This is a genomic window from Amycolatopsis sp. NBRC 101858 (genome assembly GCF_030269325.1).
Lineage (GTDB): Bacteria > Actinomycetota > Actinomycetes > Mycobacteriales > Pseudonocardiaceae > Amycolatopsis > Amycolatopsis ponsaeliensis.
In genome coordinates this window covers 724,709-738,006 of the sequence record NZ_BSTD01000006.1, presented here as the reverse complement: position 1 = coordinate 738,006, position 13,298 = coordinate 724,709, and the positions used below count along the sequence as shown (strand labels likewise).

At 72.6% G+C, this 13,298-nt stretch carries 11 protein-coding genes and 1 pseudogene; 3 read left to right on the top strand and 9 right to left on the bottom strand.

The features are described 5' to 3' along the window. The first annotated feature begins 108 nt into the window (after nucleotides 1-108). Nucleotides 109-1,500 (top strand): class II 3-deoxy-7-phosphoheptulonate synthase, encoded by a 1,392-nt coding sequence (locus tag QSK39_RS42610; RefSeq protein WP_285483473.1) that lies wholly within the window; start codon nucleotides 109-111, stop codon nucleotides 1,498-1,500. Between the two features lie 284 nt (nucleotides 1,501-1,784). Here the strand turns inward: QSK39_RS42610 and QSK39_RS42605 are convergent, their stop codons facing one another. From QSK39_RS42605 to pknB, 5 genes are all read right to left on the bottom strand, one after another. Further along, a complete protein-coding gene (locus QSK39_RS42605; protein WP_285483472.1) occupies nucleotides 1,785-3,098 on the bottom strand; it encodes a wax ester/triacylglycerol synthase family O-acyltransferase in 1,314 nt (437 codons plus the stop codon). Nucleotides 3,099-3,344: 246 nt separating this feature from the next. Next, nucleotides 3,345-4,046, bottom strand: coding sequence for a hypothetical protein (locus tag QSK39_RS42600; protein ID WP_285483471.1), 702 nt, complete (start codon nucleotides 4,044-4,046; stop codon nucleotides 3,345-3,347). A 136-nt stretch (nucleotides 4,047-4,182) separates the two neighbouring features. After that, the gene (locus QSK39_RS42595; RefSeq protein WP_285483470.1) at nucleotides 4,183-5,709 is read right to left on the bottom strand and encodes an SPFH domain-containing protein; all 1,527 of its coding nucleotides are present in this window, start codon (nucleotides 5,707-5,709) and stop codon (nucleotides 4,183-4,185) included. A 55-nt stretch (nucleotides 5,710-5,764) separates the two neighbouring features. Continuing rightward, nucleotides 5,765-5,974, bottom strand: a complete 210-nt coding sequence (locus tag QSK39_RS42590) for an NfeD C-terminal domain-containing protein (protein WP_284741042.1) — start codon at nucleotides 5,972-5,974, stop codon at nucleotides 5,765-5,767. Then, the gene (gene pknB, locus QSK39_RS42585; RefSeq protein WP_285483469.1) at nucleotides 5,971-8,004 is read right to left on the bottom strand and encodes a Stk1 family PASTA domain-containing Ser/Thr kinase; all 2,034 of its coding nucleotides are present in this window, start codon (nucleotides 8,002-8,004) and stop codon (nucleotides 5,971-5,973) included. Before pknB ends, QSK39_RS42590 begins: the two co-directional genes overlap by 4 nt. Nucleotides 8,005-8,107: 103 nt before the next feature. On the opposite strand from pknB, the gene QSK39_RS42580 reads away from it, so the two are divergent. Beyond that, nucleotides 8,108-8,476 carry an Rv2175c family DNA-binding protein gene (locus QSK39_RS42580; RefSeq protein ID WP_285483468.1) on the top strand — a complete coding sequence of 123 codons (369 nt, stop codon included), beginning with the start codon at nucleotides 8,108-8,110 and terminating at the stop codon, nucleotides 8,474-8,476. A 201-nt stretch (nucleotides 8,477-8,677) separates the two neighbouring features. Here the strand turns inward: QSK39_RS42580 and QSK39_RS53140 are convergent. Beyond that, nucleotides 8,678-9,574: pseudogene (locus QSK39_RS53140) on the bottom strand (MFS transporter); the annotation flags it as partial. A 22-nt stretch (nucleotides 9,575-9,596) separates the two neighbouring features. Between QSK39_RS53140 and QSK39_RS42565 the strand changes: the two are divergent. Then, nucleotides 9,597-10,115: a CGNR zinc finger domain-containing protein gene (locus QSK39_RS42565; RefSeq protein WP_285483641.1), complete on the top strand. Its 519-nt coding sequence runs from the start codon at nucleotides 9,597-9,599 to the stop codon at nucleotides 10,113-10,115. Between the two features lies 1 nt (nucleotide 10,116). On the opposite strand, the gene QSK39_RS42560 is transcribed toward QSK39_RS42565, so the two are convergent. From QSK39_RS42560 to crtI, 3 genes are read right to left on the bottom strand one after another with little or no spacing between them, the layout of a single operon-like run. Then, entirely contained in the window at nucleotides 10,117-10,896 is a 780-nt protein-coding gene (locus QSK39_RS42560; RefSeq protein WP_285483465.1) for an LLM class F420-dependent oxidoreductase, read from the bottom strand. Further along, nucleotides 10,893-11,819, bottom strand: coding sequence for a phytoene/squalene synthase family protein (locus QSK39_RS42555; RefSeq protein ID WP_285483464.1), 927 nt, complete (start codon nucleotides 11,817-11,819; stop codon nucleotides 10,893-10,895). Before QSK39_RS42555 ends, QSK39_RS42560 begins: the two co-directional genes overlap by 4 nt. Further along, nucleotides 11,816-13,297 carry a phytoene desaturase family protein gene (gene crtI / locus QSK39_RS42550; RefSeq protein ID WP_285483463.1) on the bottom strand — a complete coding sequence of 494 codons (1,482 nt, stop codon included), beginning with the start codon at nucleotides 13,295-13,297 and terminating at the stop codon, nucleotides 11,816-11,818. Before crtI ends, QSK39_RS42555 begins: the two co-directional genes overlap by 4 nt. Nucleotide 13,298 lies beyond the last annotated feature (1 nt).

Sequence of the window (13,298 nt, the reverse complement as noted above, 5' to 3'; positions counted from 1 at the left end):
GCGAGTTCCCAGCTCGGCGGGCGGTCGGGGGGTCCATGTCGAGGGATCTGCCAGTCCGGTGGCGAACCGGGCGAAGCCGAGCGGGGCGGGAACCCTATCCTGGTGTTCGTGAACTGGACCGTGGACGTCCCCGTCGACACCCTGCCCGAGCTGCCGCCCCTGCCGCCCGAGCTGCGGGCGCGGCTCGACAAGGCGCTGGCCCTGCCCGCCGCGCAACAGCCGGAGTGGCCCGACCCGGACGCGACCCGCCGGGTCCGCGGCGTGCTGGAGAGCGTGCCGCCGATCACGGTCCCGGCCGAGATCGACCGCCTCAAGGGCCGGCTGGCGATGGTCGCCCGCGGCGAGGCCTTCCTCCTGCAGGGCGGTGACTGCGCGGAGACGTTCGAGTCCAACACCGAGCCGCACATCCGCGCCAACCTGCGCACGCTGCTGCAGATGGCGGTCGTGCTGACCTACGGCGCGAGCCTGCCGGTGGTCAAGGTCGGGCGCATCGCCGGCCAGTACGCGAAGCCGCGCTCGGCCGCGACGGACGCGCTGGGCCTGCCGGTGTACCGCGGCGACATCATCAACTCCCTGGTCGCGAAGCCCGAGCTGCGCGTGCCGGACCCCGGCCGGATGATCCGCGCGTACGCGAACGCGGGCGCGGCGATGAACCTGGTCCGCGCCCTCACCGGCGCCGGCATGGCCGACCTGCACCAGGTGCACGACTGGAACAAGGACTTCGTCTCGGCGTCGCCGGCGGCGCAGCGCTTCGAGGCGCTGGCCAACGAGATCGACCGCGGCCTGCGGTTCATGTCGGCCTGCGGGGTGACCGACACGTCGCTGCAGTCCACCGAGATCTTCGCCAGCCACGAAGCGCTGCTGCTCGACTACGAGCGTTCGATGCTGCGCCTCGACAACGCCGACGCGGCGAACCCGAAGCTGTACAACCTGTCGTCGCACTTCCTCTGGGTCGGCGAGCGGACCCGCCAGCTGGACGGCGCGCACATCGCGTTCGCCGAGCTGCTGGCCAACCCGATCGGGCTGAAGATCGGCCCGACGACCACGCCCGACCAGGCCGTCGAGTACGTCGAGCGGCTCGACCCGCGCTTCGAGCCGGGCCGGCTGACGCTGATCGCGCGGATGGGCAACGGCAACGTCCGCGAGGTGCTGCCGGGCATCGTCGAGCGGGTCGAGGCGTCCGGGCACAAGGTCATCTGGCAGTGCGACCCGATGCACGGCAACACCCACGAGTCGTCGACCGGCTACAAGACCCGCCACTTCGACCGGATCGTCGACGAGGTCCAGGGCTTCTTCGAGGTCCACAACAAGCTGGGCACCTACCCGGGCGGCATCCACGTGGAGCTGACGGGCGAGGACGTCACGGAGTGCCTGGGCGGCGCCCAGGAGATCTCGGACGTCGACCTGTCCGGCCGCTACGAGACCGCCTGCGACCCGCGCCTGAACACGCAGCAATCGCTGGAGCTGGCGTTCTTGGTAGCGGAGATGCTCCGCGGCTGACCCCGGGGCGTCCCGATGTGCCCTTCGGTGCGTTCATCGCACCGAAGGGTCGTGGGGGCCGCGTTTTACGCATTGAAGTCGTGGCCATCTGGTCGGCGACGACCGGCAACCGGACACTCAAACGCGCCGATCGCGACAGTCAAGCGCGTACACGCCCCATGGTGGCGGCTGAGTTGCGTGATCAGCCGTACTCACCGGCAACCCGAGGAACGCCTCAAGCAGGAAAGGTGCGGGCGGCGCGCCTCCCGCGCGCGCCGTGACGAACGAAGGCGACCTAAGCAGGGCTAGGAAGCGTCGAGGAGGCGGTCCGCGGACTTCAGCACGGCGTCCCGCAGGGAGCCGACGTCCGGGACCGCCTCGCCGTTGACCTGCAGTCCGATGTGGACCGAGTCGCGGTACGTCGCCACCGCGATGCCGACCGCGTGGCGCGGGGCCAGCGGGACGAACGGGTAGACCTCCGCCAGCCGCGCGCCGCCGAGGGACAGGCGGGCCGGGGGGACCGGGACCGTCGTGATCACCAGGTCGAACAGCATCGGCGCGGCCAGCCCCGCCTTGCGCGTGCCCAGCCGGTGCAGCAGCGGCGGGACGCGGTCGGCCAGCAGCGGGAGCGCGCCCGCGCCGCGGCTCGGGCCCGCCGCCTTGTTGCGGGTCATCGCCCGGCGGACCACGCGCAGCCGCTCGACCGGGTCGTCCTCGCCGACCGGCAGGTCGCACAGGTACCCCGACAGCTTGTTGCCGCCGAGCTGGCCGGCCGCCCGGCCGCGCACGCTCACCGGGATCAGCGCGCGCAGCGTGCGGCCGTCGGCACGGTGGCCGCGATTGACCAGCCATTCACGCAGTGCGCCGGAAAGCACCGCCAGCACGACGTCGTTGGTCGTGCCGCCGTGGGCCTTGCGCACCTGGCGCAGCTCCGTCAGCGGGAGCCGGACGAACCCCAGCCGGCGTTCGGCCGACGTCGGCGCCGACACCGGCGAGAGCGGCGGCCGGGCGGCGCGCACCAGGGAGGAAGCGATCCCGGCCGTCTCGTTCGCCTGGTCCCAGACCGTGCCCAGCGCGTCCTTCACCGTGTCCAAAGTGGACCGCGGTGCCGGGATGGGCCGCGCCGCCGGGATCCGCTCCGGCAGCTCGACGCCGTCGAGCAGGCCGGCCGCGACCGCGTACGCACCGGCACCGTCGGTGAGCGCGTGGTGCAGTTTGAGCAGCAGTGCGAAGTTCCCGTCCGGCAGGCCGGTGACGAGGGTGAGGTGCCACAGCGGCCGGGACGTGTCGAGCGGCTCGGCGATCCACCGCGACGCGTACGCGGTCAGCGGGTCCGGTTCGTACAGCGAACTCAAGGTCACGTGGTGGATGTGGTCCGCCGCAACGAACTCCGGGTCCTCGGTCCAGCTGGCCGACCCCGGCGGGAACAGCTCCGCGCGGGCTCGCTGACGCAGTTTCGGCAGCCGGGCGGCACGTTCGGCCAGCAAGGCCGTCAGCGCGGCGGGGTCCACCGGGCGGCGGGCGGTGAAGGTGACCACCGCTCCCATGTGCATCGGGGAGGTTTCGCTTTCCAGGCAAAGGAAAGCGACGTCGAGGGCGCTGAGCGAGGAGCCTGCCATGGGCGACCTTTCCGGGTTCGCGGGTGTGCACGGCCACGTGCGTCGGAAGGTGAGGGGAACCAGCGTCTTGCGGGGGTCCGGGTGGCGGAGCCCCCGGCCCGGGGCGGAGCCCCGGTTACACCACTGCACCAGCCCGACATGACGGCCGGGTGGTCGAAGTGTTTCCACGACGCTAACTACCCACCCCGTTCATCCATTCGAGATACCCCGGGCGCCGGTGCGCGGGGTCACAGATCACGAAACGCGTTACTCCGCGGGGGTGGACCCGGGTTCGTCCGCCCGCACCGCCGACGTCCCCCATTCGGGGGTGAGCGCCACCTGCTTGCCGACGCGGCGCACCGGCAGGCCGTTCACCTGCCGCTTGCCCAGCCCCGGCCAGATCTCCGCGGCGTCCTTCGCCGCGGCCCGGATCGCGCCGCCGTCGAGCGTCGTGCGCGTCTCGGCGATTTCCCGGTCCGTCCACTGCACGACCAGCTTCAGCGGGCCGGCCGGCGGGAGCGGCCACAGGAACACTTCGTGCTCGACGGCGAAGCGCGTGCCGCCGACGGACTGCGCCCGCAGCACCGGCTCTTCCGGCTCGGACGCCGACGGCACCGAGATCGTCTCGGAGCTCGCCCGGCTGCCGTCGGCGTAGAGGACGCCGATGAGCAGGCCGTTGTAGTCGGGCTTGCGCCGGTGGTCGATCAGGCCCTCGGCGGGGTCGTCGACGAGGCTGTCCCGGGAGTACACCGTGATGCGCAGCGTGAGCGACCGGGGCCACACCTCGACGGCCCGCAGCGCCACGACCGTGCGCTCGGACCGGCCCAGCGGCTGTGCCAGCGGCAGGATCGCCGGGACGATGTGCTCGCGCGGGGGATCGGTCCAGTGCCGGCCGTTGAACGCGTAGAGCTCCTGCTCCGGCACGGGGAACAGGGGACGCTCACGGGGGCCGCCGGTGAAGAAGCTCATCGGGCGGCCCGCGACCCGCTGTCCGGCACCATGCGCCCACGGTAGGACAACGGCCCGGGAATTGCCGCCCCCGAACGGGCGTACGGCCCCAGCCTCCCGTGATCCGGGACACAGGGGCCGCACACAGCGTGACGGGTCAGTCGCTCAGCTTGAGTTCCTGGTCGGTCAGCTTGAGTTCGCCGTTGCGCCGCGCGGACTCGTCGAGCTCCTTGTCGGTCGGCTTGCCCATGGCGTCCATGAGCTGCCGCGCCAGGCCGACACCGGTTCCGCCGAGCGACAGCGCCTTGGCGAACATGTCGGACATGCCGTCGGCGCCGTTGAGCACGACCATGTGGTCGATGTTGCCGAACGCGCTCGCGCCCGCCTCGACGATCTCCGGCCAGCGCTCGGCCAGCTGCTGCGCGACGACCGCTTCCTGGTTCTCCGCCAGTGCCGCGGCGCGCGCCTTGATGGCGTCCGCTTCGGCCAGGCCCTTGGCCCGGGCCGACTCCGCTTCGGCGAGACCCTTCGCCTTCGCGGCTTCCGCGTCGGCCAGACCACGGGCCTTGGCCGCGGCCGCCTCGGCTTCACCGGTCGCCCGGGTCGCGCCCGCCATCGCCTCGGCACGGGCCTTCGTGGCCTGCGCCTCGGCCTCGGCGGCCGTTTTCACGCGGGTCGCGTCCGCCGCGGCCCGCAGCTCGGTCTCCTTCGCCTCGGCCTGCGCCTTGGCGATCGAAGCGTCACGGGCGGCGTCGGCCGCGGTCCGGGTGTCGTAGGCCTTCGCGTCGGCCGGCTTGCGCACCTGCGACTGCAGCCGCTGCTCGGCCAGCGCCGCTTCCAGCTCGGCCGCCCGGGTCTCCTGGACGACGACCTCCTGGCGCGCGGTCGCCTCGGCCAGCGGACCCGACTGGGACATCTTCGCCCGCGCCTGGTCGACCTCGGCCTGGTAGCCGGCCTGCTGGATCTGGCTTTCGCGGACCGCGGCCGCCTTCTTCGCCGCGGACATCTGCTCGACCTCGGCGGCCTCCTGGTCGCTGCGCGCCTCGGCGATGCGGGCCGACGCGGCGATCGCGGCGGCGTGCGGCTTGCCGAGGTTGACGATGTAGCCCGACTCGTCGTCGATCTCCTGGATCTGCAGCGAGTCCACGATCAGCCCGAGCTTGATCATCTCCGTCGCCGAGGACTGGCGGACCTCCCCGGTCAGCGCGTCCCGGTTGTGGATCATCTCCTCGATGGTCAGCCCGCCCACGATCGAGCGCAGGTGCCCGGAGAAGAGCTCGTGGATCGTGTCGTTCATGCCCTTCTGCTGGTCCAGGAACCGGCGGGCGGCGTTGGCGATCGAGGCGAAGTCGTCGCCGACCTTGTAGATGACGACGGCCCGTACGGTGACCGGCAGGCCCTGCTTGGTCACGCACGAGACCTGCAGGTTGACCCCGCGCGTGTCGAGCGACAGCCGTCGGGCGGTCTGGAAGCCGGGGATGACGTTCACCCCGCGGCCGGTGATGATCTTGAACCCCAGGCTGTCCGCGGTGTCCGCGCGGTCGACCCGCACGCCCAGCCCGGAGATGATCAGCGCTTCGTTCGGCTCGGCGACCTTGTACAGCAGCCGCAGGACCCCGAAGACCACGATCAGCACGACGATGAGCCCACCCGCCGCGTACAGCAGGATTTCGACGAGACTCATGGCACCGACCCCCTAGTTTTCTGTTGTCAGGTGTGTTGGTGCCTCTTCGACGCCGTCAGCGGCCCAGCGGTTGCCACCGCTCGACATAAACCGTGCGCGGGGGTTCGAAGTCGACCACGAGCACCTGGGTGCCGGAGGAGAAGGTCGCGTCCGGGTCGGCCGGGTAGGCGTAGAACGCCTCCGTGCCGCCCCGGACGTTCAGGAGCACCTCGCCGATGAGGCCGGGGCCGATCGTGCCGGTCACGCGGCCTCGGCTGCCGATCATCCCCCGAAGCCCTTCAGCTTGACCTTGCTGCCCTTCTGCACGAACGTGCCCGGCTGCGGGTCCTGCTGGAAGACGAAGTCGAACCCGCCGCCACCGGGGCCGCGGCCGCCGCCCTTGCCGTCGCGGTCGGCCTTCAGCCCGGCCTGCTCGAGGATCTTCTGGGCGTCGTCGAACGAGCGGAACCGGACGTCCGGCACCTGGACTGCGTTGTTGACGAAGACGCCGATCCGCTTTTCCCTCGCCTGCGCGTTGGCCGGCGGGTCGGTCCGGGTGACGGCGCCGCCCGCGACGTCCTGCTTGAACTCCTCGCCCGCCTGGAACGGCTCGAACCCGGCCTGCTGCAGCAGCTGGAACGCCTCGTCCTTGCTCCGGCCGGTGACGTCCGGGACCGGCGGCAGCGGGATCGGGCCCTTCGACACGATGATCGTGACCTGGCCGCCGATGTTCAGCTGGCTGCCCGCGCCCGGCGTGGTGCGGATGACCGCGCCCTGCGGGACGTCGGCGTCGTAGTCGTCGGCGCCGCGGGTCGGGGTCAGCTGCGCGGTCTTGATCGCCTGCTCGGCGTCGGCCAGCGCGGTGCCCGGCCGGATGTCCGGCACCGCCGGGCGGCCCTTGGACAGCACGACCGACACGTTCGCGTTCGGCTGCAGCGGCGTGCCCTCCGCGGGCTCGGCGCGCAGCACGGTGTTCGACGGCACGGAGTTGTCGTACTCCTGGCTGAACTGCGGGTTCAGCTTCACCGACCGCAGCGCGTCGCCCGCCGCGGCCTGGTTGAGCCCGACGAGGTGCGGCACGGTCGCGGTCTTGTCGCCGCCGGTGTCGGTCAGCATGAAGATGAAGGCCGTGAGCAGGCCGCCGAAGAGCAGCACCGCGCCGGCGATCACCGCGATCCGCTTGCGGTTGTCCGCAGGCTTCTCCGGCTCCGCCCCGCTCCGGCGCCGCGGCACCGGCGGCCGCACGGGCGGGATCTGCTGGGTGATGCCCGGGGGCGGGGTGCCCGGGTGGCTCAGCGCCCGCGTCGCGTTCGGGCGCTGCACCGGCATCGTCTTCTCGGTGTCCGGCAGCACCTGCGGGATCCGCGGCAGCGTGCGCTCGGTGTCGGCGAGGTCGCCCTGGCCGTGCGAAACCGGGATCGGCACGTTGACCGGCAGCAGGCCCAGCTGCGCGCGCACCGCCGTCAGCTCGGTCAGGAACTCCCCGGCATCGGCGGGGCGCAGCTCCGGGTCCCGCCGGGTCGCGCGGGTGATCAGCTCGTCCAGCTCGGGCGGCAGGTCCGGGCGCAGCTCGCTCGGCCGCGGGACGTCGTCGTTCACGTGCCGGTACGCCACCGAGATCGCGGTGTCGCCGGTGTAGGGCACCTGCCCGGTGAGCATTTCGAAGAGCAGGATGCCGGCCGAGTAGACGTCGCCCCGCGCGGACGCGGAGCCGACCTCGACCTGCTCCGGGGACAGGTAGGCGACCGTGCCCAGGATGACGCTCGAGCTCGTCGTGCCCGCGCTCGCCACGGCCCGCACCAGGCCGAAGTCGGCGACCTTGACGACGCCGCCGGTGTGCGGCCCGGACCGGCCGATCAGCACGTTCTCCGGCTTGACGTCGCGGTGCACCAGCCCGGCCCGGTGCGCGGAGGCCAGCGCCGAGAGCACCGGCTCGGCCACGCTCAGCGCCAGCGCGATGTCCAGCGGGCCCTTGTCGGCCAGCAGGTCGCGCAGCGTCCCGCCGTCGACCAGCTCCATCACCAGGAACGCGAGCCCGGACTCGGCGCCCTGGGGCAGGTCGAAGCCCTGGTCGTGCACCGCCACGACGTGCGGGTGGTGCAGCTGCGCCGCCGACTGCGCCTCGCGCACGAACCGGTCCACGAACGACCGGTCGTCGGCGAACCGCGGGTCCATGATCTTGATGGCGACCGGACGGTCCAGCCGGGTGTCGGTCCCCCGGTAGACGGAGGACATCCCCCCGTGCGCGAGCAGCCGGTCCACCCGGTAGCGCTGCTCGAGGAGCGTGCCGACCAGGCTGGGTTGGGTGCGAGTCACGAGTATGGATCGTACGGAACCGCACACGGTTGGTGGAGGAGACCTCGCGGGTCACCCGTGCGCACTAACGGGCGTGAGTGCGGAATGTGGCAGAGTGTCACGTGTGAGTGGGATTCCTGTCGCCGACGACGTCCTCGACACCGCCATCGCGGTCCTCCCGTTGGGAGAGGTCGCGAACGTCCTCGGGACCTCGGCCAACAAGGTCCGCCAGATGCTGCGCGACGGGCAGCTGATCGCCCTCAAGCGCGACGGCGACCTGTGCGTGCCCGGTGCTTTCTTCGTCAAGGACGGGGTCGTGAAGGGCCTGGCCGGGACGATCACCGTGCTCGCCGACTCCGGGTTCTCCCGGACGGAGATGCTGCGGTGGCTCTTCGAGACCGACGAGAGCCTGCCGGGCAGCACCCCGATCAACGCCCTGCGCACCAGCCACGGCACCGAGGTGAAGCGGCGCGCCCAGGCGATGGCGTTCTGACCTGCGCAAACAGCTCGCCGCGGCGCCCAGCTGGACGGCCGCGGCGACGCTGAGACACGCCGGTAGCGACCACGTCGCGAGGGGTCCGGCGAGGGCCGCTCCCGCGGCGAGGCCGGTGATCTTCACGCTCGCCGCCGTCGTGAACACCTGCGCCCGGACGTGCTCCGGCGCCTCGCGGTGGCGGATCGCGAACAACGCCGTGAGCTGCGGTCCTTCGCCGAACCCGGCGATCGCGGCCGCCGCGACCAGGCCAGCGGGGGTGGGGACGAGCGCGGCCACGGTGCAGCTCACGGCCAGGACCAGCGTGCTCAGCCAGACGGTCCGGTCCGGGGACCACGGCAGCGGGCGCCGCGCGAAGACCGCGTTGGCCAGCAGGGACGCGATCGCCAGCACGGTCAGCAGAAGGGCGCCGTCGGCCGGGCCGCGCAGGTGGGCCGCGCCCAGCAGGGGGTAACAGACGGTGACCATCCCGATGCCCGCGCAGGAGATCGTCGACGCGAGTGTCGCGCGCCTCAGCGGGGCGTTGCGCACGAGGACCGTGAAGCCGTCCCGGAGGCGGGTCTTGGCCGTGGGCCGCTTCCCCGGGAGGCGCCGGGCGAGCGGGACCGCGGCGGCGACCAGGACGACGGCGGTCGCGAGGCCGGGCGAGCCGCCGAGAAGTCCCGCGAGCCCGGGACCGGCGAGGGCGGCGGCGGTGAACGTCAGCGCGTCGAGCCGGCTGGCCTGCTGGAGTTTCGGCCCGGCGACGGCGGGCAGCTGAGCGGTCCAGCCCCCGGCGACGGCCGGGTTGAGCAGGCCGGTCACCACCGCGCCGGCGACGACGGCTTCGAGCGGCAGGTGCCCGAAGGCGGCGGCGACGGCGGCGATCCCGCCCGCGTACCCGGCGAGGGCGAGGGCCAGCAGCCGTCCGGGCGCGGGGCTGCGGTCGAGAAAGGCCCCGAAGACGGGCCCGCCCACCGCGGCGGCCGCGGTCAAGCCGGCGAGCAGCGCGGAACCGGCGTGCGGGCCGTCCCGCAGGCCGAGGAGCAGGAGGGCGGGGCCGGACAGCTCGTCGCCGGTCCGCGCCAGCGTCGCCCCGACCAGGTAACGCCTTATCATGAGCAAGACGTTACAGTGGGGTATGGCCTTTCCGCACCGGGATTCCGTGCAGCGCGCGGTCGACCTGCTGGGCGTGTTGCTGTTCGACGCCTCTTCGTCCGAGATCGCCCGCGTCTTGAGTTCGCACGGCGAACCCGACGTTCGGTTGTCAGCTTCGGACGTGGCCGAGCTTCGGGCGGCGGCGGTCGAGCTGCGTGCGGCGTTCGCGGCGCCTGACGTGGCTTCGGCGGCTTCGGTGCTCAACGCGTTGTTTGCTGCGTACGCGGGTCCACCGCGCTTGACGAACCACGAAGAGGGTTACGGCTGGCACCTGCACGCCGACGCGGCGGACGACGGGCCGTGGGGAGCGTGGCTGGTGACGTCATCGGCGCTGGGGCTGGCTTCGCTGCTGGCCGAGCGCCAGGACGTGCCGGGAGGGCTGTGCGCTTCGGCGTCGTGCGGGAAGCCGTTCGCGCACACGGGAGGCGGGAGTCCTCGGAAGTTCTGCTCACCCCGGTGCGCGACGCGCGAACGCGTCGCCGCACACCGGGCGCGAGGGTAACTCAGCCGTTGGTCTTGTCGCGCCAGGCGATCCACGACTTGAGGGCTCCCAAGTCGTAGTCCGGGCCGCCCACGCCGACCGTGAACGTCGTGACGCCCAGGCTCAGCAGCTTCGGGCCCAGCTCGTCCGGCTCGCCCTGGACGCCGCACGAACGCTCGATCTCGGCCGGGTCGCGGCCGACGTCCGCGCAGTGCTGGTCGAGGATCTTCACCTTACGCTCGACGACCTCCGGGTCGCCGAAGCCGTGCCAGATGTCGCCGTGCTTGGCCACCAGCTTGAGGGTCTTCTTCTCGCCGCCACCGCCGATCAGGACCGGGATCTTGCGGGTCGGCGCCGGGTTCAGCTTGCCGAGGCGGGACTCGATGCGCGGCAGCGACTCCGCCAGGTTGTCGAGGCGGCCGCCCGCGGTGCCGAACTCGTAGCCGTACTCGTCGTAGTCCTTCTCGAACCAGCCCGAGCCGATGCCGAGGATGAGCCGGCCGCCGGAGATGTGGTCGACCGTGCGGGCCATGTCGGCCAGCAGCTCGGGGTTGCGGTAGCTGTTGCAGGTCACCAGCGCGCCGATCTCCACGCGCGACGTCGACTCCGCCCACGCGCCGAGCATCGTCCAGCACTCGAAGTGCGCGCCCTCGGGATCGCCGTACAGCGGGTAGAAGTGGTCCCAGTTGAAGACGATGTCGGCGCCGAGGTCCTCGGCGGCCGAGGCGGTGCGCCGGATGGTGTCGTAGTCGGCGTGCTGCGGCTGGAGCTGCAGGCCGATCCGGATGCGTCGTTCGCTCATGATCGCAGCCTACGACCGCCCCGGAACGTCTCGCGCGCCCAGACCGTGGCCAAAGGTGGTAGCGCGACTACCAGCCTGCGCGACTTCGGCACCACCGCGCGCCGGGTCAGGATGTCGTAGTCCAGGGCGACGATCTCGTCCAGGATGCCCTCGTACAGCGTCAACGCCGTCCGCACGCACGCCCGCGATTCGGGACGCAGCAACGGAACCCCCGCTTCGGCCCGCCGGTACACCGCCCGCGTCCGCGCGGCGAAGTACGCCAGCGCCGCCCGGATCCGCGGGTCGGGCCGCCGCTCCTCCAGCAGTTCACGCGTGACGTCGAACGCCGCCAGCTCCCGCGTCGGCAGGTACAGCCGGCCACGATCGAGGTCCTCGCCGACGTCGCGCAGGAAGTTCGTCAGCTGGAACGCCTCGCCGAGTGCGATCGCGCCCGGCTCGGCGTCCGCCAGTGCGCCGACCGTGCCGAACACCGGCAGCATCTGCAGCCCGATCACCGCGGCCGAGCCGTACATGTACTCGCCCAGCTCGGCGAACGTCGCGTACTCGACCGGCTTGAGGTCCATCCGCATCGACTTCAGGAACGCGTCGAACAGCCCCCGGGAAATGCCGTAGCGCCGCACCGTGTCGGCCAATGCCACGAGCACCGGGTCGGCCGGGGTGCCGCCGTCGAAGACGACGTCCACCATCGCCCCGACGCGGTCCAGCTCGGCCGCCGGGTCACTGCCCGGGGACGGGTTGTCGACCAGTTCGTCGGCCATCCGCGCGAACCCGTAGAGCGTGTGCGCGGCCGGCCGGGCCCGCGCCGGCAGCAGCCGGGTGGCCAGGAAGAACGTGCGCCCGTGGTGGGCGTTGATGCGGCGGCACTCGGTGTAGGCGGCCCGCAGCGCGGGCCCGGTGATGCCCGCGGCGTCGAGTTCGTTCACCGGCCGGTGATCCTTTCCGCTGCCAGTCGTCCGGAGATGAGCACGGGCGGGATGCCGACACCCGGCGTCGTGCCGCAGCCGGCGAGCACCACGTTGCCCGCCGCGCGCACCAGGTTCGCGGGCCGGAACGGGCCGGTCTGCGTGAACGTGTGCGCCAGCGAGAACGGCGTCCCGGCGGCGAGCCCGCGTGCCGCCCAGTCCGCCGGGGTGATCGTCTCGTCGACGGTGAACCCGTCGCCGAAGCCGGTCAGCCCGCGCGCTTCGAGGGTGCGAAGGAGCTCTTCGCGGTACGGCTCGCGCACGCGGTCCCAGTCGATCGGCCCGCGCCGCAGGTTCGGCGCCGGGGCGAGCACCGAGACGATCTCGCCGCCGCGCCCGGCCAGCCCCGGATCCGTCGCCGTCGGGCGGGTGACCAGCAGCGACGGGTCGCTCATGAGCTTCCCTTCGCGGATGATCTCGGCGAACGTCCGCTCCCACGCGTCGCCGAAGTAGATCGTGTGGTGCCCGAGGTCCCACGCCCGCGTCGTCCGGCCGTGCAGGACGACGGCCGAGGGCGAGTACCGCAGCGGCACCGGCCGCCGGGGCCGCGCGCCGATGAGCCGGTAGGCCGCGGTCAGCTCGGTGGCGAGGACGACGGCGTCGCAGGCGATCCGCTCGCCCGAGCGCGTCCGGACCGCGCGCACCCGCGAATTCACCCGCTCGAGCCACGCGGCTTCGGTGCCGAACCGCACGTCCGCGCCCGCCCGGGCCGCCGCGCCGGTCATCGCCCGGCCGATCTCCCCCATCCCGCCTTCGGGGTAGTAGACGCCGCCGACGGTGTCCATGTAGGCGATGACGCCGTACGCGCCGATCGCGCTCGCCGGGTCGAGACCCGCGTAGAGCGCCTGGAAGGTGAACAGCCGCCGGACCCGCTCGTCGAGCAGGTAGCGGCCGACGCGCGGGCCGAGCTTGCCGAACCCGCCCAGCGCCGCGAGCTTCGCCAGCTCGGGACGCGCCAGGTCGAACGGCGAGTCGAAGTTGGTCGCGAGGAACCGGTCCTTCTGCACGGCGTAGAGCTCGGTCAGCCAGCGCCGCAGCGCCCGGTAGCCCGCCGCCTCGCGGGCGCCGGCGAAGGCACGGATCTCGGCCTCCATCGCGTCGCCGCCGGTGCGCAGGGCCAGCTCCGAGCCGTCGGCGAACCGGGCCCGGTACGCCGGGTCCAGCCTGGTCAGGCGCAGGTTCTTGGCGAGGGGCTCACCGACCGCGGCGAACGCCTCTTCGAGGAGCTCGGGCATCGTCAGCACGCTCGCGCCGGTGTCCACGGCGTTGCCGTCGAAGGTCTCCTGCCCGGCGCGCCCGCCCGGGACGTCGGCCTGTTCCAGCAGCGTGACGCGGCGTCCCGCGCCGAGCAGGTGCAGGGTCGCCGAAAGCCCGGCCAGCCCGGCCCCGATCACGACGACGTGATCGGCGGGTCCGAGGGCCCTACTGTTACCCCGCACG

Coding starts and splice junctions, on each gene's coding strand:
- QSK39_RS42605 (WP_285483472.1), bottom strand. CDS start 3,098: ATGGCAGGCTCCTCGCTCAGCGCCCTCGACGTCGCTTTCCTTTGCCTG.
- QSK39_RS42600 (WP_285483471.1), bottom strand. CDS start 4,046: ATGAGCTTCTTCACCGGCGGCCCCCGTGAGCGTCCCCTGTTCCCCGTG.
- QSK39_RS42595 (WP_285483470.1), bottom strand. CDS start 5,709: ATGAGTCTCGTCGAAATCCTGCTGTACGCGGCGGGTGGGCTCATCGTC.
- QSK39_RS42590 (WP_284741042.1), bottom strand. CDS start 5,974: ATGATCGGCAGCCGAGGCCGCGTGACCGGCACGATCGGCCCCGGCCTC.
- QSK39_RS42565 (WP_285483641.1), top strand. CDS start 9,597: ATGGCCTTTCCGCACCGGGATTCCGTGCAGCGCGCGGTCGACCTGCTG.
- QSK39_RS42560 (WP_285483465.1), bottom strand. CDS start 10,896: ATGAGCGAACGACGCATCCGGATCGGCCTGCAGCTCCAGCCGCAGCAC.